The organism is Nocardiopsis sp. NPDC006139 (genome assembly GCF_040614155.1).
Classification (GTDB): domain Bacteria; phylum Actinomycetota; class Actinomycetes; order Streptosporangiales; family Streptosporangiaceae; genus Nocardiopsis; species Nocardiopsis changdeensis.
Genome location: NZ_JBEXTT010000017.1, coordinates 144,548 through 165,065 on the forward strand (window position 1 = coordinate 144,548; position 20,518 = coordinate 165,065).

At 73.5% G+C, this 20,518-nt stretch carries 21 protein-coding genes and 5 tRNA genes; 14 read left to right on the forward strand and 12 right to left on the reverse strand.

Annotated elements, in window-relative coordinates:
• Positions 1–58 precede the first annotated feature (58 nt).
• On the reverse strand, positions 59–2,032 hold the full coding sequence (gene thrS / locus ABZ249_RS22070) for a threonine--tRNA ligase (RefSeq protein ID WP_355265936.1): 1,974 nt from the start codon (positions 2,030–2,032) through the stop codon (positions 59–61).
• 626 nt (positions 2,033–2,658) lie between these two features.
• On the opposite strand from thrS, the gene ABZ249_RS22075 reads away from it, so the two are divergent.
• Complete coding sequence (locus ABZ249_RS22075; RefSeq protein WP_355265939.1) at positions 2,659–2,949, forward strand: PGPGW domain-containing protein; 291 nt, start codon at positions 2,659–2,661, stop codon at positions 2,947–2,949.
• 200 nt (positions 2,950–3,149) lie between these two features.
• On the opposite strand, the gene ABZ249_RS22080 is transcribed toward ABZ249_RS22075, so the two are convergent.
• A tRNA-Val gene (locus ABZ249_RS22080) sits at positions 3,150–3,223 on the reverse strand.
• A 485-nt stretch (positions 3,224–3,708) separates the two neighbouring features.
• Here ABZ249_RS22080 and ABZ249_RS22085 point away from each other — a divergent pair.
• Entirely contained in the window at positions 3,709–4,131 is a 423-nt protein-coding gene (locus tag ABZ249_RS22085) for an SsgA family sporulation/cell division regulator (RefSeq protein ID WP_220559771.1), read from the forward strand.
• 100 nt (positions 4,132–4,231) lie between these two features.
• Here ABZ249_RS22085 and ABZ249_RS22090 read toward each other — a convergent pair whose 3' ends face one another.
• Positions 4,232–5,074 carry an aminotransferase class IV gene (locus tag ABZ249_RS22090; protein ID WP_355265943.1) on the reverse strand — a complete coding sequence of 281 codons (843 nt, stop codon included), beginning with the start codon at positions 5,072–5,074 and terminating at the stop codon, positions 4,232–4,234.
• Between the two features lie 386 nt (positions 5,075–5,460).
• On the opposite strand from ABZ249_RS22090, the gene ABZ249_RS22095 reads away from it, so the two are divergent.
• From ABZ249_RS22095 to ABZ249_RS22120, 6 genes are all read left to right on the forward strand, one after another.
• Positions 5,461–5,892 carry a roadblock/LC7 domain-containing protein gene (locus tag ABZ249_RS22095; protein WP_017546789.1) on the forward strand — a complete coding sequence of 144 codons (432 nt, stop codon included), beginning with the start codon at positions 5,461–5,463 and terminating at the stop codon, positions 5,890–5,892.
• Positions 5,893–6,054: 162 nt separating this feature from the next.
• Positions 6,055–6,130 (forward strand) — tRNA-Gly (locus ABZ249_RS22100).
• Positions 6,131–6,198: 68 nt separating this feature from the next.
• Positions 6,199–6,271, forward strand: a tRNA-Gly gene (locus tag ABZ249_RS22105).
• Between the two features lie 51 nt (positions 6,272–6,322).
• A tRNA-Cys gene (locus ABZ249_RS22110) sits at positions 6,323–6,397 on the forward strand.
• A gap of 19 nt (positions 6,398–6,416) precedes the next feature.
• A tRNA-Val gene (locus tag ABZ249_RS22115) sits at positions 6,417–6,490 on the forward strand.
• A gap of 207 nt (positions 6,491–6,697) precedes the next feature.
• Entirely contained in the window at positions 6,698–7,735 is a 1,038-nt protein-coding gene (locus ABZ249_RS22120; protein ID WP_355265947.1) for a CPBP family intramembrane glutamic endopeptidase, read from the forward strand.
• A 75-nt stretch (positions 7,736–7,810) separates the two neighbouring features.
• On the opposite strand, the gene ABZ249_RS22125 is transcribed toward ABZ249_RS22120, so the two are convergent.
• On the reverse strand, positions 7,811–8,746 hold the full coding sequence (locus ABZ249_RS22125) for an aldo/keto reductase (RefSeq protein WP_355265950.1): 936 nt from the start codon (positions 8,744–8,746) through the stop codon (positions 7,811–7,813).
• A gap of 167 nt (positions 8,747–8,913) precedes the next feature.
• Here ABZ249_RS22125 and ABZ249_RS22130 point away from each other — a divergent pair, with 167 nt between their 5' ends.
• Positions 8,914–9,261 carry a UBP-type zinc finger domain-containing protein gene (locus ABZ249_RS22130; RefSeq protein WP_355265953.1) on the forward strand — a complete coding sequence of 116 codons (348 nt, stop codon included), beginning with the start codon at positions 8,914–8,916 and terminating at the stop codon, positions 9,259–9,261.
• A 3-nt stretch (positions 9,262–9,264) separates the two neighbouring features.
• Here the strand turns inward: ABZ249_RS22130 and ABZ249_RS22135 are convergent, their stop codons facing one another.
• Together ABZ249_RS22135 and ABZ249_RS22140 are read right to left on the reverse strand one after the other, a co-directional pair.
• Positions 9,265–9,792 carry a potassium channel family protein gene (locus tag ABZ249_RS22135; RefSeq protein ID WP_355265956.1) on the reverse strand — a complete coding sequence of 176 codons (528 nt, stop codon included), beginning with the start codon at positions 9,790–9,792 and terminating at the stop codon, positions 9,265–9,267.
• Positions 9,793–9,834: 42 nt separating this feature from the next.
• Positions 9,835–10,395, reverse strand: coding sequence for a PadR family transcriptional regulator (locus ABZ249_RS22140; RefSeq protein WP_355265959.1), 561 nt, complete (start codon positions 10,393–10,395; stop codon positions 9,835–9,837).
• A 136-nt stretch (positions 10,396–10,531) separates the two neighbouring features.
• Between ABZ249_RS22140 and ABZ249_RS22145 the strand changes: the two genes are divergently transcribed.
• Together ABZ249_RS22145 and ABZ249_RS22150 are read left to right on the forward strand one after the other, a co-directional pair.
• On the forward strand, positions 10,532–10,927 hold the full coding sequence (locus ABZ249_RS22145; protein ID WP_355265961.1) for a nuclear transport factor 2 family protein: 396 nt from the start codon (positions 10,532–10,534) through the stop codon (positions 10,925–10,927).
• A gap of 49 nt (positions 10,928–10,976) precedes the next feature.
• A complete protein-coding gene (locus ABZ249_RS22150) occupies positions 10,977–11,822 on the forward strand; it encodes an NAD-dependent protein deacetylase (protein WP_355265964.1) in 846 nt (281 codons plus the stop codon).
• 21 nt (positions 11,823–11,843) lie between these two features.
• Here the strand turns inward: ABZ249_RS22150 and ABZ249_RS22155 are convergent, their stop codons facing one another.
• Positions 11,844–12,818 (reverse strand): alpha/beta hydrolase, encoded by a 975-nt coding sequence (locus ABZ249_RS22155; RefSeq protein WP_355265967.1) that lies wholly within the window; start codon positions 12,816–12,818, stop codon positions 11,844–11,846.
• Between the two features lie 197 nt (positions 12,819–13,015).
• Between ABZ249_RS22155 and ABZ249_RS22160 the strand changes: the two genes are divergently transcribed.
• Positions 13,016–13,639, forward strand: coding sequence for a sigma-70 family RNA polymerase sigma factor (locus tag ABZ249_RS22160; protein ID WP_355265970.1), 624 nt, complete (start codon positions 13,016–13,018; stop codon positions 13,637–13,639).
• Entirely contained in the window at positions 13,636–14,757 is a 1,122-nt protein-coding gene (locus ABZ249_RS22165) for a hypothetical protein (protein ID WP_355265973.1), read from the forward strand. Before ABZ249_RS22160 ends, ABZ249_RS22165 begins: the two co-directional genes overlap by 4 nt.
• A 41-nt stretch (positions 14,758–14,798) precedes the next feature.
• Here ABZ249_RS22165 and ABZ249_RS22170 read toward each other — a convergent pair whose 3' ends face one another.
• From ABZ249_RS22170 to ABZ249_RS22190, 5 genes are all read right to left on the reverse strand, one after another.
• Positions 14,799–16,040, reverse strand: coding sequence for a cytochrome P450 (locus ABZ249_RS22170; RefSeq protein ID WP_355265976.1), 1,242 nt, complete (start codon positions 16,038–16,040; stop codon positions 14,799–14,801).
• Positions 16,037–17,404: an ATP-binding protein gene (locus tag ABZ249_RS22175; RefSeq protein WP_355265979.1), complete on the reverse strand. Its 1,368-nt coding sequence runs from the start codon at positions 17,402–17,404 to the stop codon at positions 16,037–16,039. Before ABZ249_RS22175 ends, ABZ249_RS22170 begins: the two co-directional genes overlap by 4 nt.
• A gap of 260 nt (positions 17,405–17,664) precedes the next feature.
• Complete coding sequence (locus ABZ249_RS22180; protein ID WP_355265982.1) at positions 17,665–18,051, reverse strand: hypothetical protein; 387 nt, start codon at positions 18,049–18,051, stop codon at positions 17,665–17,667.
• Positions 18,048–19,130 carry a serine hydrolase domain-containing protein gene (locus ABZ249_RS22185; protein WP_355265985.1) on the reverse strand — a complete coding sequence of 361 codons (1,083 nt, stop codon included), beginning with the start codon at positions 19,128–19,130 and terminating at the stop codon, positions 18,048–18,050. The genes ABZ249_RS22180 and ABZ249_RS22185 overlap by 4 nt, the downstream gene beginning before the upstream one ends.
• 19 nt (positions 19,131–19,149) lie before the next feature.
• Entirely contained in the window at positions 19,150–19,656 is a 507-nt protein-coding gene (locus ABZ249_RS22190; RefSeq protein WP_355265988.1) for a winged helix-turn-helix domain-containing protein, read from the reverse strand.
• A gap of 205 nt (positions 19,657–19,861) precedes the next feature.
• Here ABZ249_RS22190 and ABZ249_RS22195 point away from each other — a divergent pair, with 205 nt between their 5' ends.
• Positions 19,862–20,395, forward strand: a complete 534-nt coding sequence (locus tag ABZ249_RS22195) for a hypothetical protein (protein WP_355265991.1) — start codon at positions 19,862–19,864, stop codon at positions 20,393–20,395.
• Positions 20,396–20,518 lie beyond the last annotated feature (123 nt).

The following is a 20,518-nucleotide window of genomic DNA, read 5'->3' on the forward strand; positions in this document are numbered from 1 at the left end:
GCGAAGAGCGCCCGCCCGGCGGACCGGACGGGCGCTCTTCGCGTGCGGAGGGGCGGGCTCAGCGGCGCTCGCGGACGGCCGCGACGATCTCGGCGACCGCCTCGTCCACCGGCACCCCGTTGTTCTGGGAGCCGTCGCGGTAGCGGAAGGAGACCGCGCCCTTGCTGATGTCCTCGTCGCCCGCCAGCAGCATGAAGGGCACCTTCTGCTTCTGGGCGTTGCGGATCTTCTTCTGCATGCGGTCGTCGCCGGAGTCGACCTCCACGCGGATGCCCTGGGAGCGCAGCTTGGCGGCGACCTCCTCCAGGTACGGCACGTGCTCGTCGGCGATCGGGATGCCGACGGCCTGCACCGGGGCCAGCCAGGCCGGGAAGGCGCCCGCGTAGTGCTCCAGCAGGACGGCGAAGAACCGCTCGATGGAGCCGAACAGGGCGCGGTGGATCATCACCGGGCGCTGGCGGGAGCCGTCGGAGGCGGTGTACTCCAGGTCGAACCGCTCGGGCAGGTTGAAGTCCACCTGGATGGTCGACATCTGCCAGGTCCGGCCGATGGCGTCCTTGGCCTGGACGGAGATCTTGGGGCCGTAGAAGGCGGCGCCGCCCGGGTCCATGACCAGCTCCAGTCCCTGCTTCTGGGCGGCCTGGCGCAGGGTCTCGGTGGCCTCCTCCCAGACCTCGTCGGAGCCGATGGACTTCTCCGGGTCCTTGGTGGACAGCTCCAGGTAGAAGTCCTCGAGCCCGTAGTCGCGCAGCAGGTCCAGCACGAAGGTCAGCAGCGAGTCGAGCTCGTCCGCCATCTGCTCCTTGGTGCAGTAGATGTGCGCGTCGTCCTGGGTGAAGCCGCGGGCGCGGGTGAGCCCGTGGACCACCCCGGACTTCTCGTACCGGTACACGGTGCCGAACTCGAACAGGCGCAGCGGCAGCTCGCGGTAGGAGCGCCCGCGCGCGTCGAAGATCAGGTTGTGCATCGGGCAGTTCATCGGCTTGAGGTAGTAGTCCTGGCCGCCGTCGAGCTGCATGGGGGGGTACATGCCGTCCGCGTACCAGTCCAGGTGCCCCGACTTCTCGAACAGGGCGCTCTTGGTGGCGTGCGGGGTGTAGACGAACTGGTAGCCGCTCTCCTCGTGGCGCCGGCGCGAGTAGTCCTCCATGACGCGGCGGACGATGCCGCCGCGGGGGTGGAAGACCGCCAGGCCCGAGCCGATCTCGTCCGGGATGGAGAACAGGTCCAGCTCGGCGCCGAGCTTGCGGTGGTCGCGCTTCTCGGCCTCCTCCAGGAAGGCCAGGTACTCCTTGAGGGCGTCCTTGCTCTCCCAGGCGGTGCCGTAGATGCGCTGCAGCTGCGGGTTGGTCTCCTTGCCGCGCCAGTAGGCGGCGGCGGTGCGCATGAGCTTGAACGCCGGGACGACCCGGGTGGTGGGCAGGTGCGGACCCCGGCACAGGTCCTTCCAGCACTGCTCGCCGCTGCGCGGGTCGATGTTGTCGTAGATGGTCAGCTCGCCCGCGCCGACCTCGGCGGAGGCGCCCTCGGCGGCCTCGGCGGCGCCGCCCTTGAGGCCGATCAGCTCCAGCTTGTAGGGCTCGGTGGCCAGCTCGGCGCGGGCCTCGTCGTCACCGACGACCCGGCGGTCGAAGCGCTGCCCCTGCTTGATGATCTGCTGCATCTTCTTCTCGATGCTCTTGAGATCGGCCGGGGTGAAGGGCTCGGCGACGTCGAAGTCGTAGTAGAAGCCGTTCTCGACGGGCGGGCCGATGCCCAGCTTGGCCTCGGGGAACAGCTCCTGGACGGCCTGGGCGAGGATGTGCGCGGTGGAGTGGCGCAGGATCGCCCGGCCCTCCTCGGAGTCGATGGTGATCGGCTCGACGGCGTCGCCCTCGTGCAGCTCGCGGAACAGGTCCCGCGGCTCGCCGTTGACCAGCGCGGCGATGACGGTCCGGCCGTCCGCCTCCAGTGCCTGCCCCGCCGTAGTGGTGGCCGCCACCACACGCGGTGTTCCGGCGATGGTGATGTGCAGCTCGGGCGCGGCGGACACGGTGACTCCTCGTAAGACGCGAACAGGTGGTGACGCCGGGCGCCGCGTCCCTTGCGGGCGGCGCCGCGTCTGCGAACGATGCTATCGGCTCCGGGCGGCGGCCGCCCCGCGGTCCGCGCGGGACGGGAACGGCGTTCCACCTTGCGGTATACGGCGTATGCGCGGAAGGGGGCGGGGGTTTCCCCAGGGGAATGGGAGGCGTCGGGAACCGGTGTGCCGACACGATCGTTCCCCTGGAGATCGCATGATTCGGACCCGGGTGTCGCCGTGTCCGAGGGACCGTAACAGGAGGCCCGAGCCGGGACGACCGTGCAGGGCACTCGGTGGGGCACCCGCGGGCAAGACGAATCTGTCACGAATTGTCAGGTTTTCAGCGAGTCGTCCACAGCTTCGCCGAGGGCCATTGATCCCCTTCCGGGGATCGGTGACAATCAGCAGACATCCGACCACCGTCCCAGTCGACCCGAATGCACCCACTCGCTTCGACCGAATACCGTGAGCGCATGTCACCGAGCCCACCGAACGGACCATCGACCCCGGAGACATCCCCCAGCACGTCCCGCAGCAATCGCCGCGCCCGCGTGTGGCGGCGCACCAGGGCACGGCTCCGCCTCTTCCGCAGGCGCATGCACACCCATCCGGTGCTGCACCTGCCCTGGCGCATCCTCGTGGGCACGGCGGGAGCCGTGATCATCCTCGCCGGCCTGCTGATGATGGTGGCCCCCGGACCGGGGGTCGCGGCGGTCATCCTCGGCCTGGTGGTGCTCAGCACCGAGTTCCTGTGGGCCCGGAAGGTGGTGCGCCCGGCCCAGATCTGGTTCCACCGGGCGGAGCGGTTCGGCATGCGGCTGCGGGCCGAGGCGATGAGGCGCTACCGCGCCCGCCGGGAGCTGCGGCGCAAAAGACTCGCCGGGTGAGCGCACCCGTCCGCTGAACCGGGGCCCGCACGGGCCCTTCGCCGCGTCCGGCGCGGCCGGAGCGCCCGGAGGGGCCGCGTCCCGGCCGGGGACCGATCGCGGCCGCCGCCTCGCGCGCCGGGACCCTCTTCCGGCCCGAACGGCGAAACGGCCCCGCGCGGAGGCCGAAGCCTCCGAGCAGAGCCGTTCCGTGAAGCGAGTGGGCGATACAGGACTCGAACCTGTGACCTCATCGGTGTGAACGATGCGCTCTAACCAACTGAGCTAATCGCCCGAGAACCGCGGTGTTCCGCCGTTTCGGTGTCCGCCCTGTCGTTCGGACAAGGAAAACTCTAGCGCATCCCGGAGGGTGGTCGCTCCACCCCGGATCCCTCCCTCCGATACCCCCTGTGACCGAGGTCACATTACGCTACCGTCGGGTTCATGGCAGAGTCACCCGTCGGGCGTGCATCCCCACAGATAGAAGGAGTTCACGGCCCGATGGGCGCCCGGCGCGACCCCGTATAGCGCAGTCTTCGTGACGCGGGCCACCCGACATTGGGAAATCTTTGGTTTCTCCTGGTCATTACAGTGACGAAGGATCGCGGAGCCGCCGAGCGGCGCGCCGCGCCCGCCGGGCGGGCGGCGAGACCTCCGGTCCGATCGAAGAAAGTCCCCGTACTCACGTCATAGTCCGCGAGCGACCCCGTTGGAGCGAGTGAGACGGCACCGACCCGCACCGCCGCAGGCGAGGGCCGGACGAGAAAAGGTTTGGCGAACATGAACAGTAGCGACACCACTGCCACCGCCGAGCTGGGCCTTCGGCTCGTGGTTCCCGAGCGCACCGCGGTTCCCCTGGTCGCACGGCTCGACTACAGCGCGGAGGACCCGTACGCGATCCGCGTGGCCTTCCACACCGGCGAGGAGGACCCCGTCGAGTGGATCTTCGCCCGTGAGCTCCTGACCGTCGGCATCGTCCGCCCGGTCGGCGAGGGCGACGTCCGCGTGTGGCCCTCCAAGGACGAGCACGGCGAGCGCAACGTCTGCATCGCGCTCTCCTCCCCCTTCGGGCAGGCCGAGTTCGACACCCAGGTGTCGCCCCTGGCCGAGTTCCTCCACCGGACCTACGAGATCGTCCCGGCCGGCCAGGAGGCCCAGTTCGTGGACCTCGACGAGGAGATCCAGCAGCACCTGGCCTCCTAGGGCCCGCGGGCCACGGGGTCGCACGGTCACAGCACCGCACAGTCCAACGGCAGGGGGACGGCGCCGAGCGCCGTCCCCCTTCGTGTGTCCTGCGGGCCCGTCACGGGTCCAGGTCGGCCGCCGAGCGCTCGGCGAACACCTTCATCGCCTCCAGGGTGACCGGCCCGGGGGCCTGCGACACCTCCAGGTCGCCGATGCCGAGGACCGGCTGCACGTCGCGGCCGGTGGAGGTCAGGAACGCCTCGCTGATCTCCGGCAGGCGCTCCATCGGCACGTCCTCCTCCTCGCCGCCGTACCACTCCAGGACGAGCTCGCGGGTGATGCCCGCCAGCGGGCCCGCGGACAGCGGCGGGGTCACCAGGCGGCCGTCCAGCACCACGAAGATGTTGCTGCCGGTGCCCTCGCACAGGTTCCCCGAGATGTTGCGGAAGACCGCCTCGCTCGCCCCGCGGGCCTTGGCGTAGGCCAGGGCGCGCACGTTGTCGGCGTAGGAGGTGGTCTTGAGCCCCGCCAGGGCGCCGAACTCGTTGCGCGGCCAGGGGGCCAGGGCGACGTTCGTGTGCGGGGGGATCGGCGGGAAGGGGCCCAGCGCCACGATCATGGTCTGCTCGCCGGCGGACCGGTCCGAGCCCAGCGGGCCGGCGCCGTCCGTCACGGTGATGCGCACCCGGGCGTCGGAGAGCTCGGGGTTGGCGGCCACCGCCTGTTCCACGCCCGAGGCGACCAGCTCCAGGTCGGGCGTCTCCATGCCCAGCCCCTCGGCGGAGCGGGCCAGGCGGCGCAGGTGGCGGGTGAGCGCGAACGTGCGGCCCTGCCGCGCCCGAACGGTCTCGAAGACGCCGTCGCCCACGGTGATGCCGTGGTCGGCCACGGGAATCCGCGCCTCGGCCGCGTCGACGACGGTGCCACGGCCGTAGCCGGCCCCGGCGATCCACACCCTCATTGTCCCAACCCCCACGCTTCTCGGGTGCCCGGACGGGCCCGGGCCGCGGCACGATCCTCCCACCTCAGGGGCGGCGGCGACGCCCGGGTGCCTACCGGCAGCCCGTCGGGCTTGGCAAGGTCATGACCGGCACCGGCCGTGGTCCGGTTCTCCAGGTCCGCCCATCATCGCATCGTGACTGGTCAGGCGCACACCGAAAAAAGGCGGCCCGGTCCCCTGACGCCCGGAGGGCCGAAAAGATAAGTTACGAATGGCTATCATCTGGGCAACGCTTATGCGGGACCCGGCGGTGACCGGTCGTGCTCTCCCCCCTCGGACGACCGTCCCGCGGCGCACGGGCCCCGCAGGTCCCCTGACCGCTCCGACCCGACAGAGCAAAGAGAGACATGACCCCACCGAGCACCGCCCGCGGAGAACTCAGCTGGCTGCTGGACGACCTCCTCACCCGGGCCTCCGGAACGCAGCACGCCATCGTCCTGTCCACCGACGGACTCCTCATGGCGACCTCCAGTGGTCTGGACCGCCCGGCCGCCGAACACCTGTCGGCGATCGCCTCGGGCCTGCACAGCCTCGCCGGAGGGGCCAGCAAGCAGTTCTCCGCGGGGAACATCCGCCAGAGCATCATCGAGATGGACCGCGCGTTCCTCTTCGTCGCCGCAGCGGGCGAGGGGGCGTGCATGGCCCTGATGTCGGACTCCGACAGCGACGTGGGCCTGATCGCCTACGAGATGAACAAGGTGATCGAGAGGGTCGGCCAGTACCTCTCCGCACCGCCCCGGCCCGACATGCCCTCCACCCCGGCACACGTCGAGAAGTGACCTCCCCCGCCGCCGCGGCGGGCCGCCCGCCGGCCCTGCCACGGCAGGGGGGCCGGGCGCGTCCGGGCCGCCGATTTCGCGCTCGGCCCGGAATCCGCTAGAGTTCTTAACGCAGCGAGCGGGGCGGACCGGCACGACCGGGAGGCCCGCGGAACTCGCCGCGCGGACGTGGCTCAGCTGGTAGAGCATCACCTTGCCAAGGTGAGGGTCGCGGGTTCGAATCCCGTCGTCCGCTCCAACGGTCCGACTCGGCCGCCGCGAGGTGGCGGGGTGGGACCGGCCCCGGGACCCGGTCCCGGAGCACACGCGGACGTGGCTCAGCTGGTAGAGCATCACCTTGCCAAGGTGAGGGTCGCGGGTTCGAATCCCGTCGTCCGCTCGGAGAGGCCCGCATGGGTGTCCACAAGGCGGCTCCCCCATGTCGTTTCCTGGCGGAGTGGCCGAGTGGTTGAGGCAAGGGACTGCAAATCCCTGCACACGGGTTCGATTCCCGTCTCCGCCTCCATGCACCTCATCTCCCATGAGGGCGGTTAGCTCAGTTGGTTAGAGCGCTACCTTGACACGGTAGAGGTCACAGGTTCGAATCCTGTATCGCCCACGCCCGGCCCGCACGGACGTCGCACAGCGACACCGTGCGGGCCTTCTGCTTTTCCCGGGGGTCCTCACCGGGGCCGTCCCGGGGCCCGTTCCCGGGGCGGGGTCCGGGGCGATGACAGATGTCATCGGTGGGGGCGTGCGAATCACAGGGGAAACCGGTGATGGCCGCCTCTGCCGGGCGCGGCGGCCCCCTCGTTAGGTTCGAGGCATGAACAGCGACGACCACCTCCACCCCGCCCCGACCGCGCGGCCGACCGACGCGCCGCCCGCCCCCGCACAGGAATCCGCCCCCGTCCCGCCGCCCGCCCCGCGGCGCCGCGGACCGCGGCCGGTCCCCGAGGGGGTGCCCTACCACCGCGTCCTGGCCGGGGAGAAGCGCGGCATCTGGCGCGGCATCCTCGCGATCGTGCTGCTCGTGGTCGGGATGCTGCTGTTCAGCACCGTCCTCTCCTTCCTGGCCGTCGCCGTCGACATGCTGACGGGCAGGACCGACCCGACGTCGGGCGAGTTCGAGCTCACCCCGCTGCTCAACGCCTCGGGCCTGCTGGCGATGGCACTGCTCACCCCCTGGAGCATGCTCGTCCAGCGGTGGCTGTACGGGGTGAGGGGGGCGTCCCTGCACTCGGTCCTGGCGCACTTCCGGTCCGGGCCGTTCACCCGCTCCCTGCTGGTCATCGGCCCGATCTGGGTCGTCTACATGACCGCCTTCTCGTTCGTCACGCCCTACGAGGAGGGCGTCTGGTCGACCACCGACCTGTTCCTGAGCTTCGGCATCATCATGCTGCTGGTGCCGCTCCAGGCCGCCGGCGAGGAGTACGGCTTCCGCGGGCTGATCTTCCGGGTCGCCGGGAGCTGGAGCCGCGGCCCGCGTGCGGCCCTGGCCATCGGCGTCACCGTCTCCAGCCTGGTGTTCATGGCGGCGCACTTCGCGGCCGACCCGTGGCTCAACCTCTACTACTTCACGTTCGGCGCCACCCTGGCCCTCATCACCTGGCGCACGGGCGGGCTGGAGGTCGCGATCGTCATCCACGCGGTGAACAACACGCTCGCGTTCCTGATCTCCGTGCTCACCCACTCCGACCTCGCCGCCGGGTTCGACCGCTCGGTGGGCACCGGGTCCGCGATCATGCTCGTCCCCTGCGTCCTGCTCGTCGCGGTCACGGCGGTGGTGTGGTGGCGCACCCGGCGGACCGGGCCCGCGCTGACCCCCGCCGGGCCCCGGCCCGCCCAGGTCTCCGCGGTCTGACGCCCGGCGTCCCGGGACCGGTCGGCGGGGGCGGCACGGCGTGCCGCCCCCGCCTTCCCGGTGTCCGCGCAGGCGTCAGGGGACGCGGTGGCCCGCGGCGCGGAACAGCTCGTACCACTCCGGGCGGGTCAGGGGCAGGTCCGACCCCCGGGCCGCCCCGGTCACCCGCTCGGGGGTGGTGGTGCCCAGCACGACCTGCATGCGGGCGGGGTGGCGGGTGATCCAGGCGGTGGCGACGGCCACGGGCGGCACCCCGTACTTCCCGGCGAGCCGGTCGATGACGGCGTTCAGCTCCGGGTACTCGGGCGAACCGAGGAAGACCCCGTTGAAGAACCCGGCCTGGAACGGCGACCACGCCTGGACGGTGATGTCGTGCAGCCGGGCGTGGTCCAGGACCCCGCCGCCGTCCAGGGTGGCCGACTGCGGTTCCCCGAGCATGTTGGCGGCCACCCCCTGGGCGATGATCGGGGCGTGGGTGATCGACAGCTGGAGCTGGTTCACCACGATGGGCTGGCGCACGTACCGGCGCAGCAGGTCGATCTGGCGGGGCGTGTGGTTGGAGACCCCGAAGGCGCGGACCTTCCCGGCGGCCTCCAGTTCGTCGAACGCCCGGGCGACCTCCTCCGGCTCGACGAGGGCGTCGGGCCGGTGCAGGAGCAGGATGTCGATGCGGTCGGTGTCCAGGGCCCGCAGCGAGCCCTCGACGGACCCGACGATGTGCTCGTACGAGTAGTCGAAGTACGGCCCCTCCGGGACGATGCCGACCTTGGTCTGAATGGTGAGGGCGTCGCGCTCGGCCGGGGTGAGGCGCATCGCCTCGGCGAAGCGGCGCTCGCACTCGTGCAGGGTGCGGCCGTAGATGTCGGCGTGGTCGACGAAGTCGATGCCCGCCTCCCGGGCGGTGCGCACGAGGGTGCGGATCTCGTCGTCGGTCCTGTCCGCGATGCGCATGAGGCCGAGCACGACGTTGGGGGCGGTGATGTCCGTCCCGGGCAGGGTGAGGGTCTTCACGGGTTTCCTTTCGATCCGGCGGTCACGACGTTAGGAGCCCGGACCGGGGGAAGTCCAACGGGGGGTGTCCGGCGGCCGGGCCGCTCCGGGCGCGGCGGCTGACACGGCGGCTGACACCGCGGCGGCGCATCCTCCCGGAACGGGCGGCCGGCGTCTACCGTGGGTCCATGAGCGAATCCGAGATCGACACCTCCGTCCCGCCCAGCGGCCCCGGCTGCCAGGAGTGCCTGGCCGGCGAGGGCTGGTGGTTCCACCTGCGCCGCTGCGCGGCCTGCGGGCACGTGGGCTGCTGTGACAGCTCCCCGGGACAGCACGCCACCCGCCATTTCGAGGAGACCGGGCACCCGCTCATCCAGAGCTACGAGCCGGGCGAGGCGTGGTTCTACGACTTCCGCAGCCGGGAGGCCGGCGACGGCCCGGAGCTGGCAGAGCCCACCTCGCACCCCGCGGACCAGCCGTCCCCGGGGCCGGAGGGCCGGGTGCCCGCCGACTGGACGAGGCGGCTCCACCGCTGACCCTCAGCCGTCCCCCGGGCGCCCGCGGGCCTGGAGGCGTACGGCCACCAGGCGTACCGCGGCCGCGATGACCCCGGCGTTGAAGAGCATCTGGACGATGAGCAGTGCGCGCGCCCACTGGCCCTGCGCGTGGACGTCGCCGAAACCGATGGTGGCCAGTGTGGAGAGGGCGAAGTAGAGGGCGTCGGTCCGGGTCTCCAGTCCGCTGAACTCGCCGGGGCGGGTCAGCGCCACCCCGTGGTCGGCCAGGGCGAAGAGCGCGATCCCGCAGGCGGCGAGCAGGACCGGCGGGCGCAGGGGCAGCGCCGCCGGGTCCTCGCTCGCCTGGAGCCGGGCCGCGCGGACCACCAGCAGGGCGATCAGTCCGAGCCCGAGGACCAGCCCCGTCCAGCGCAGCCACAGCTGCCAGGCCGGGCCGGTGCCCTCCAGGGGGACGAGGTAGTACAGCGCGCCGATCAGGAGCACCTCTCCCGCGAGGGACGCGTACTCCCACCGGCGCCGGGACGGGCTCCGCCCGCTCACGAAGGCCATGACCCACAGTCATAGCACGGACACGGCGGGCTTTCCCGGTGGTCAGCGCAGGGCCGCGCGGCGCTCCAGGATCTCCAGCACCCGTTCGTACCAGCGCAGGTTCTCCTCCTCCAGGGCGATGCCGCGGAGCAGGGTGAGGTAGGGGCCGATCCGCTCGGCCCGGGCCAGGTGCTCCTCCTCGCCGCGCCCCTGGAGCAGGCGCTCGCGCAGGCGCAGGTAGTGGCCCAGGCGGGCGCTGGACCAGGCGGTGCGCTCGGTCACGGCGGTGCGCACCGCGTCGGTGTCGCCCGCGTCCACCGCCTGCACCTGGACCATGAGCTCGTCGCGGATGGCGATGTGCCGCGGCGGGCGCGCGGTGAAGGCCCGCAGCTCCGCGTGCCCGTGTCCGGTGAGGGTGAAGACGCGCTTGTCGGGTCTGCGCTCCTGGCGGACCACGGTCGCCTCGATGAGGCCCTCGCCCTCCATCCGCTCCAGCTCCCGGTAGATCTGCTGGGGGGTGGCCATCCAGAAGTTGCCCACCGAGGAGTCGAAGACCTTCGTCAGGTCGTACCCGGAGGCCGGCCCCTCCAGCAGGGCGGCCATGACGGCGTTGCGCAGTGCCATCCGGTCACTGTAGCGCCGGGCCCGCCGCCGCGCCTCCGGCCGGCCGCTCCGTGCGGCCCGCACCCGTGTACAGGCCGCGCGGGAGCTGTTAGCCTCCCGTCCACCTACTCAATTTTTTGAATAAGGAGTGTGCTCCGTGGGGACCTTCCGTGAAGCAGTCGAGGCCCGGGACCCCGACGCCGTCGCCGGCCTGCTCGCCGACGACGTCGTCTTCACCAGCCCCGTGGCGTTCAGGCCCCACCACGGCAGGGCCGTCACGGCCGCGATCCTGCGCGCGGTGCTGGAGGTGTTCGAGGACTTCCGCTACATCGGCGAGTACGCCTCCGACGACGGCCGCGAGCACGTGCTGCGGTTCCGGGCCTCGGTGTCGGGCAGGGAGGTGGAGGGCTGCGACCTGCTCCACTACGCCGACGACGGCCGGATCGACGCCCTCACCGTGATGGTCCGCCCGCTGTCGGGCCTCCAGGCCCTGGCCGACGCCATGAACGCGCGGTTCGACCGGATCCGGGAGGAGGCCGCCTCCGCCGGGTGAGGGCGGGAGGGCGTCGCCCCCGGCGGGTGCGGCGCCTACCCTCGAAGGCGTGACGAACGCACTCGCGACGACCGACCCCGCGACCGCGGCCGACCGGATCCGCCGGGTCCTGGGGGACGGCCCCGTCCTGGCCCTGACCGGGGCCGGCATCTCCACCGACTCGGGCATCCCCGACTACCGGGGGCCCGGCTCGCCGCCCCGCACCCCCATGACGTACCAGCAGTTCGTCGGCGACCCGGCCTTCCGCCGCCATTACTGGGCGCGCAACCACGTCGGCTGGCGGCACGTGCACCGCACCCGGCCCAACGACGGCCACCGCGCGCTGGCGAGGCTGGAGGCCGCGGGGGTCGTCTCGGCGGTCATCACCCAGAACGTGGACACCCTGCACGAGGCGGCGGGCAGCCGCTCGGTGATCGACCTGCACGGCCGCTACGACCGGGTGGTGTGCCTGGGGTGCGCCGCGGTGATCCCCCGCGACCGGCTCGCCGAGCGGCTGACCGCGCTCAACCCCGGCTTCACCGGCGGGGTGGACGACGTCGAGATCGCCCCCGACGCCGACGCGGCGCTGTCGGCCACCGAGGGCTTCCGGGTGGCCGACTGCGCCGACTGCGGCGGCATGCTCAAGCCCGACATCGTCTACTTCGGCGAGAACGTGCCCCCCGCGCGGGTCCGCCGCGGGTACCGGCTGGTGGAGGAGGCCGCCGCGCTCCTGGTCGTCGGCTCGTCGCTGACCGTCCTGTCGGGGCGGCGGTTCGTCAAGGCGGCCGCCGACCGCCACCTGCCGATCGTCATCGTCAACCGGGGCGCCACCCGCGGCGACGCGCTGGCCGACCTCACCGTCGACGCGGGCTGCTCGGAGGTGCTCACCGCCCTGGCCGACTCCTACACCGGCTGAGGGCGCGGCGGGGCCGGGGGCTCAGTCGAGCCCGGCGAGGAACTCCAGCAGGGCCGCGTTGACCTCCTCCGGCCGTTCCTGCTGCGTCCAGTGGCCGCAGCCCGGCAGGGTGATGTCCCCCCGCAGGTCCGGGACGATCGAGGTGAGCGCCGCACGCAGCTCCGGGACCCCGCGCATGGCCAGGACCAGGTCCATCGTGCCCACCATGTACAGCCCGGGCACGTCGATGGTGCGCCCCTGGAAGGGGGACATCAGCCCCTGGTTGGCCTCGATGTTGCGGTACCAGTTCAGCGGCCCGGTGTAGGCGTGCTCCTTGTGCAGGGCGTGCTCGCGGGCGAAGAACCGCACGGCGTCCTCGGTGAGCCAGCCGGGCAGCGACTCCGGCTCGGGCAGGCTGTCCACGGCCGTCGTCCCCTCGGGGATCATCCACACCCTCGGCTCGTCGGCGTCGGGGTCGTCGCCGGACGCACCCGCCAGGATGCGCCGCAGGAACCGGACCGGGTCGGCGGCCATCTCCGCGTCGGCCCGGCCCGGCTCCTGGAAGTAGACCTGGTAGTAGCCCTCGCCGTAGATCTTCCGCGTCACCGAGGGCGGCGGCATCATCGCCGGGGGCGCCGGCGGCACGCTCAGGCCGACCACCCCGCGCACCAGGTCCGGGCGCATGAGCGCGGTGGCCCAGGCGACCGGGGCGCCCCAGTCGTGGCCCACCACGACGGCCCGCTCCTCCCCCAGTGCGTCGATGAGCGCGACCACGTCGCCCACCAGGTGCGGCAGGGTGTAGTCCGACACCTCCTTCGGGCGGTCGCTGCGGCCGTACCCGCGCTGGTCGGGGGCGACGGCCCGGTATCCGGCCTCGGCCAGGGCCGTGAGCTGGTACCGCCAGGAGTACCAGCCCTCGGGGAATCCGTGCAGGAGCAGGACCAGCGGCCCGCTCCCCTGCTCCGCGATGTGCAGTCGGACTCCGTTGACCCGGATGTCCCTGTGCGCCATGTCCACCGTCCGTTACCCGATCGATCGGGGGTCACGGCCACGCTACTGTGCGGGCCGCCGCCCCGTCCGCCCTCCCGGGCGACACGGAGCGAACGTTCTCGGACACGTCGGCGGATACCAGAGGAAAAGGGGCCCCGGCGGTAATCCCGCCCGCCCCGCCGAGGACTACTTCCCCGAGAGTCCGATGACGGCGAAGGAGACCGATGAGGACCGACAGGGCCGATGCCCCGCCCACCGACCGGTTGGCGGATCTCTACGACCGATATCACGCCAGGATCCTCGCGTTCTGTCTCCTGCGCGCGGACGAGACGGTGGCCGAGGAGGTGGCCAGTGAGACGTTCGTGATCGCCTGGCGCAAGCTGTCCGCCATCCCGGACCCGCCGCTGCCCTGGCTGCTGGGCGTGGCCCGCAACCTGCTGCGCAAGCAGTACGGCGCCCGGATGCGCCGGGAGACCCTGCTGCGGCGGCTGGCCGAGCTGGCCGACCGGCGCGACGAGCAGGAGTGGGACGTCGCCGAGCGGTTCGTGTTGCGCGAGAGCGCCGTCCGGGCCCTGAGCGAGCTGTCCGAGAAGCACGTGGAGGCGCTGACCCTCGTCGCCTGGAACGGGCTCTCCCCCGCCGAGGCGGGCCGGGTCGTGGGCTGCTCGGCCGGGACCTTCTCGGTCCGCCTGCACCGCGCCCGCCGCGCACTACTCAAGGAACTGGAGACTCTGGAGGGCTCCGCGGCCCGCCGGGGGCGGGGGCGCGGCTCCCCCGATCCCCGGCCGCCCGGCCCCCGCACCCCCGACCACACCATCGTCCGCACCGTGCACCAGGAGGCCCGATGATCCAGGAAGACATCCTCGACACCGTGTCCGCGCTGGAGCCCCCGGCCCTGCGCGAGCGCGCCGAAGAACTGAGCCGGGCGAACCGGGAACAGGTCCTGGCGCGGGCCCGGGCGGCGGGCGGCCGGCGCGCGTTCCTGCGTGCGGCCGCCGACCGCCGCTGGCGGCTCCCGGTGACGGTGGGCGCGCTGGCCACCGCCGCCGCGGTCGCCGCCGGACTCTTCGTGTACTCCCCGGGACGGCTCGTGGTCCCCGGCGAGCCGGGCGGCGCCGACGTGCAGAACAGCGGCACGGAGGCCCCCGCCTACGCGGACGCGCGGGAGCTGCTCGCGGCCGCCGCCGAGGCGGCCGCGGCGCAGGAGGAGGAGCAGGGCGGCTTCTGGTACGTGCGCACCCGCAACCACCGCCCGGCTAGCCCGCTGGACTACGGCCAGGCCGAGTACACCGCCCTCCAGACCTTCACCGAGGAGAAATGGGTCGAAGTGGGCGGTGAGTTCCGGCTACTGAACAACCTCAACCTCCGCACGGAGACCACCTTCCCCAGCGAGGCGGACCGGAGGGCCTGGGAGGCGGCGGGATCACCCGAACTGGACCACACCACCCCGGTGAGCACCGCCTACCGGGGGGAGGGGATGGGGCGACTCGGACTGGGCGTCTCCGAACTGGAGGGGCTTCCGGGCGACGCCGAACGCCTGGAGTCCCTGCTCCGCGAAACCCTGCAGGCGGAAAGGGAACAGGGCGGCGACACGTCCCGGGTCACGGATGCGGCATTCGACTCGTTCCTGAGCGACGCCTTCTCGGGGCTGGTGACCGATCCCGTGCGGAACGACACCCGGGGGGCGCTCTTCGCCCTGGCCGGGGAGCTGGAGGGGATCCGGCTGATCGGACCGGACAAGGACCCGCTCGGGCGGGCGGGCTACAAGGTGGAGGTCCCCTACCCGCCCGACCCCCAGAACGAGGAGCTGGCCATGTACTGGGTCATCGACCCCGAGACCGGCACGCTGCTGAGCGAGCACCGCGCCGGCGGCGAGATCTGGGTGGCCTACGAGGAGGCCGGGTTCGTCCAGGAGATCGGCGAGCCGGCGGTGCCCGTCGACTACCAGGACCTGCGCGGGGAGTGACCCCCGGTCCGCCCCCGCTTCCCCGGGGGCGGACCGGGGCGTCACCGCGGGCGGGGCGTGAAGGCCACCGGGAGGCGGTCCGGGCCGCCCGCCCACGGTGAGGGCCCGCGGTCCGGTCCGGACGGGACCGCCCGCAGGTCCGGCAGGTGCTCCAGGGCGGTCTCCACCGCGGCGGCGGCGATCGCCGCCGCGACCCCGGGCGCGGGGTGCGGACAGCCGCGCTCCCCGTGGCCGAAGAAGACCCGGGGCCGCTCCCGCGCGGTGCGCGGCGCGTCGCGGCCCGCCGCCGCCAGCCCCAGCACGAGCAGGTCGCCGCGGCGGATCCGGCGGCCGCCCAGGTCGCAGTCCTGCACCGCCCAGCGGCCCGCCGTGTTGCGGGCGGGGGTGTCCCGCCACAGCGTTTCCTCGAGGAACCCGGGGACGGTGGTCCGCCCCGCGGCCAGCGCCGCCGCCGGGCCGTCGCCGGCCAGGGCCAGGCGCAGGGCGCCGGCGATCCAGTCGCCGGTGGTGGCCTGGCCGTGGACCAGTGCCAGGAGCAGGTCCAGGGCGGGCTCCCCCGGATCCGCCGGCGTCCGGCGGGCGGCCAGCAGGGAGAGCGGGTCGGCGCGCGGCAGGCGGCGGCGGTCCAGCAGCAGCTCCGTGAGGCGGGCGTGCAGGCGGCGGCGGGCCGGGGCGGCCCCCGGACCGGTGTCCGCCGCGGCGACCAGGTCCGCGAACGGGGACGGGTCGTCCCCCGGAGCGCACAGGCGGGCGAAGACGCGCGCCGGGACGTGCCGGGCGTAGTCGGCGACCAGGTCGGCGCTCCCCGCGGCGGCGAAGGCGTCGATGCGTTCCAGGCAGACCCGCACCGCCAGGTCGCGCAGGTCGGTCCCGTCGACGGCGGCCAGGGCGTCGCCGACCGCGTCGGCCCGCTCCCCGCCGTCCTCCCCGAACGGCACCGGCGCGCACAGCACGTGTTCGAGCACCGGGTGGTCGGCGCCGACCCGGTCCCAGAGGTTCCACCGGCGGTGGTCCCGGGAGAACCATTCGGGCCGCCCCATCACCTGCCGCAGTTCGCGCACGCCGGAGACGAACCAGGCGGGGACGTCCCGCTCCAGCAGGACCGGGGCGACCGGGCCGAGCGCGCGCAGCCGGGCGTACAGGCCCGGGACGTCGCTGTGGGCCCCGTCCCCGTACAGGCGGGGCGCGTCGGCGTGGTCGGGAGAGGGCGGCGGCGGGCCGCTGCTCGCCGGGTCCGGGGTGTCGGGCGCCCTCCGCCACCGGAACGGGTCGTCCGCGCTCACGAGGCGATCCCCGCGCCCGCGGTCACCGGGCCGACCGCCGCGACCAGGGTCCGCGGGACCAGGACGCCGACCCTGAGCCCGCCCTGCGCGGAGGCGCCGAAGTCCACGGAGAAGCGGTGGCGGGCCGCGATGAGGCCGACCACGGCCAGTCCGGTGCGCTCCCCGTCCAGGGTCTGGAGCCCCCCCGGGGAGTCGATGCGGGCCCGGGCGGCCTCGCGTTCGCGGCGGCGCATCCCGGGGCCGCCGTCCTCGACGCTCAGGAGGACCCCCTCCTCCCCCTCCTCGGCCCGGACGAGCACCTCGGTGTCGGGTCCGGAGAAGGAGGCGGCGTTGTCGAGCAGCTCGGTCAGGACGCGGGCCAGCGGCTCGGCGGCCTGGCCGAGGACCTCCACCCCCTCGGCGCCGCGGGCGCGCACCCGCCGGTGGGCGCCGATGCGCCGGGTCGCCCGGCGCAGGACCTCGGGCAGGGGGACGGTCCCGGTGTCGCGGCGGCCGAGGCCGCCGCCCGCGAGGGTGACCAGGGTGTCGGCGGTCCGGACGGTGCGGGCCAGGACCCGGCCCGCCTCCACCAGGTCCTCGCGGACCTCGGGCCGGTCGCCGTGGGTCTCCCGCAGGGTGTGCAGGTGCTCGGCGGCGGTCTCCAGCCCGGCGCGCAGGCGGGCTCCGCAGGCGGCGGTGGCGGCCAGCGCGGTGTCGGTGCGGCGGGCGGCGGTCAGCAGCTCGTCCCGGACGTGGTCGCTCAGCCGGGTCAGGGCGTCGTCGATGGGCTGGTGTCCGCTGGGCGGGGGCGGCGGGTCGGCGGCCTCGGCGGCGGCGCGGCGGTCGGCGCGGATGCGGGCGGTCAGCAGCGGCAGCCAGGTGCGGTCCAGGTCGGTGATCCGCCGTTCGCAGCGGGCGATGAGCGCCCGGGCGTGCTCGGCCCGGCGGGCGGCCAGGTCGAGTTCTCCCCCGGCCACGCGCAGCAGCCGGTCCAGTGCCGCGTGCCGGACCGGGGGGTGCGCGGCCAGGACCTCCCGGACGGTGCGCCCGGCGCGGACGCCCTCGGCCAGGGCGGGCAGGAGGTGGTCGGCCAGCAGCGCGGCCTCGTGTTCGAGGGTCTCGCCCGCGGTCTGGGCCCGGATGCGCCCGTCCCGGACCACGTGGACGGTGGCGGCGCGGTGGGCGGCCACGGCGACGGCCGCGCACAGGGCGGCGCCGAAAGCCCCGGCGGCCGCGGCGACCAGGGGGCGGTCCCGGACGCCGACCGCGGCCACCGTCCACGTCCAGGCGGGGACGACGAGGACGGCGGTGGCCAGGAGGGCGATGAGGGCCTGGTGGGCGGGGTGCACGGAGGTCCGGGTCCGGTCGCGGGAGTCGGTCGGCATGGGGTCCTCGGGTCGAACGGAACGGGGTCCCGCCGCGCGTTCGACGGGCCACGGCGCTCGCCGGGAACGCGCGGTCGGACGATTTTCACGTTAGACCACATTCGCGCTCGGTGCGGGGCTTACAAAAAGGAATCCCCGCCGAAAAAGCGGGATTCCCCCAGGTCGTCACGTACCTTGATCGTCGAATTCGCCATTTGTCAGGACAATGCATTCACCGGCCCAGGCGTCGTCCCGTCAGCCCGGATTCCCCTCGGGCCTTTTCAGGGCAGGAACAGGGCGAGCGCACAGACGAGCGCCACGGCCAGCGCGGTGTTGCCGATCGCCGAGGCGCGGCGGCCGGGCGCCCCGGCGTCCTGCCCGCGGGCGGGCAGGCCGGGCAGGCGCAGCACGACGAGGGCGACCGCCGCGGCGGTCAGAGCGGTCAGCAGGTACCACAGGGCGACCGGGACGGCCGTCCAGGTGACGGCGACCAGGCAGACGGGGACGAGGAAGACCAGCGAGGCCGTGCGGGACAGCGCGTCCCAGCGGTCGGCGAGACGGCGCCCGCCCGAGCCCGGGCGGGCGGCCAGGACGAGGGACACGGCGGCGACGGCCCACCAGAGGCAGAAGAAGGCGCTGATGACGACGGCGATCGATTCGGTGTTCACGACCACTCCTTTCCGGTGAGCAGCTCGACGGCCTGCCCCTCCACCTCGGCGGTGGTGTTGGAGAGCACGATGACCGCCCGGCCGGCCTCCCGGTCCAGGGCCAGCATGGAGGTGAACCCTCCGGTGCCCCCGTTGTGCCAGGTCACCTCGGTTCCGTCGACGTCGGTGGCGACCCACGCGTAGCCGATGCGGTCCTCGCCGTCCGGCCAGCGCGGTTCCAGGGCCGCCGCACCGGGCGCGGTGCCGTCCAGCAGTGCGCGGGCGAACCGCTCCATGTCGGCCGGGGTGGAGCGGACGCCGCCGGTGGGGGCGTAGGCCATGGCGAGCCAGGGGGCGGCGGTGCGGCCCTTCGCGGTGTGTCCGAGGGTCGCGCCGGCGGGCAGGTCCGCCTCGGTGCGGGGGAGGTACGTGTCGTGCATGCCGAGCGGGTCCAGCAGGCGTTCGCGCAGCAGGTCCGGGTAGTCGGCCCCGGCCGCCTCGGCCAGGGCCAGGCCCAGAAGGGCGAAGCCCAGGTTGGAGTAGCGGGACTCGCCGCGGTCGGTGAGCTCGGCGGCGCGCGCCTGGTCCAGCAGGGCGGCCTCGTCGTAGCGGTAGGGGTCGCGTCCCAGGAAGTTGGCGGCGACCGCGGCGTTCACGACGTCCCGGAACCGGGAGGGGAGCCTGGGCAGCCCGGAGCGGTGGGAGGCCAGTTCGGCCAGGGTGACGTCGGCGGCCGGGGCGTCGCCGAGGTCGAGCAGGTCGCCCAGCCGCGTCTCCTCGGCGACCTCGCCGCGCTCGATCGCGTCGGCCAGGAGCAGGGCGGTCATGGTCTTGGTGATGGAGCCGATCTCGAAGTCGGTGTCGGCCCCGCCGCCGAAGTGGGCGGCGGCGGTGTCGGCGCCGTCGACCTCGACGACGGCGAGCAGGTCGCGGGGGCCGTCGGCGTACAGGTCGCGGGCGCGGTCGAGCAGGTCCGGGTCACCGGTCCCGGCGGCGGAGAGCGTCGGGACGCGCGGGGCGACCGCGACGCCCAGGGCGATGACCAGGAGCGCGGCCAGGAGCGCGGCCAGGAGGGCCGCCACGGCGGTGCGGGTGTGCACGGGCCACCTCTCTCTCGGGTCAGACGGCCCCGCCCGCGGCGGTGAGGATCACCAGGAGCGGGACGAGGCGTTCGGGAGGGACGGCGTAGTGGCCGCGGCGGACGGTGACGAGCCATCCGGCGGCGGCCAGCAGGTTGACGTGGTGGTAGATCTGGCCGGTCGTGCCGAAGTCGGAGCGTTCGGCCAGGGCGGCGACGGTGTCGGTGCCCTGCCAGACCGCCTGGAGCAGCTGGAGGCGGACCGGGTGCCCCAGGGCGTCCAGCGCCCCGGCGCGGCGGGACCAGTCCTCCGCGGCCAGGCGTTCCGCGGGCAGGCCCTGCTGCCACTCGACGGCCTCGGGGCCCGAACCGACGACCCCGGCGAAGACCACGCCTCCGGCTCCGGTGACGCGCCGCTTCAGGGCGTCCAGGGCGAAGAACGGATCGCCCTCGGCCTCCGGCGCGGGCCCGGCCGCGCCCCGCGCCTCCAGCGCGGCGATCCTGGCCTCCAGGTCGGCCAGCCTGCGTTCGGTCGTCTCATCTGCCACACCCGGACGGTACCAGAAAATCCGTAATTACGTAATTCCGTAGAAGCACAAGGACCCGTCCGACTTTGCCGGATGCGGAACGACCGCTGGCGTTCCGCTGACCCGGACCGGCAGATCATGAAGGGGCGGAGCGCGACCCGCGTCTTCCGTGCACGTCCGAAGGGCCGGGGCCCGGACCGTCGCGCCCGGTCGGTGAGGAGACGAGATGCGTGGAGATTCACCCAACGGATGGCAGTTCTTCGCCGCGACCCTGATGATCGTGATCGGGGCGGTCAACATCATCCAGGGGCTGGTCGCCCTGTTCACGCCGGAGTTCTACGTGGTCGGCGACACGGAGATGCTCGTCATGGGCTACGGCGCCTGGGGCGTCCTGCTCGGCCTGTGGGGCGTGGTCCTGGTGGCCTCGGGGCTGTCCCTGCTGTCCGGCAGCACCTGGGCCCGGGTCTTCGCCATCGTGCTGGCCTGCCTCAACGCCCTGGCCCAGCTGGCGTTCGTCATGGCCATGCCGGTGTGGTCGATGGTGGCCATCGCCATCGACATCCTGGTGATCTACGGCCTGACCGCCGGGTGGCCGAGCAAGGCCGCCCGGGAAAACTCCGGAACGACGGCCGGGATGAGCGCCGCCGAGCAGGAGGCCTACCGGAGCGGCTACCAGGCCGCGCACGAGGCGCCCCGGCCCGCACGGGCCCCGGAGCAGACCGCCGGGCACCCGACCGAGCGCGGCCGGCCCGCCGGCTGAGCCCGGACCGACCGGACACCGGCCGGCCGAGAACAGGCCGGCCCCGCGGAACACGGACAGGAGGGGCGCCCCGTACGGGGCGCCCCACCCGCCTCTTCCAGCCGGTAGCCCCCGCGCGCCGCA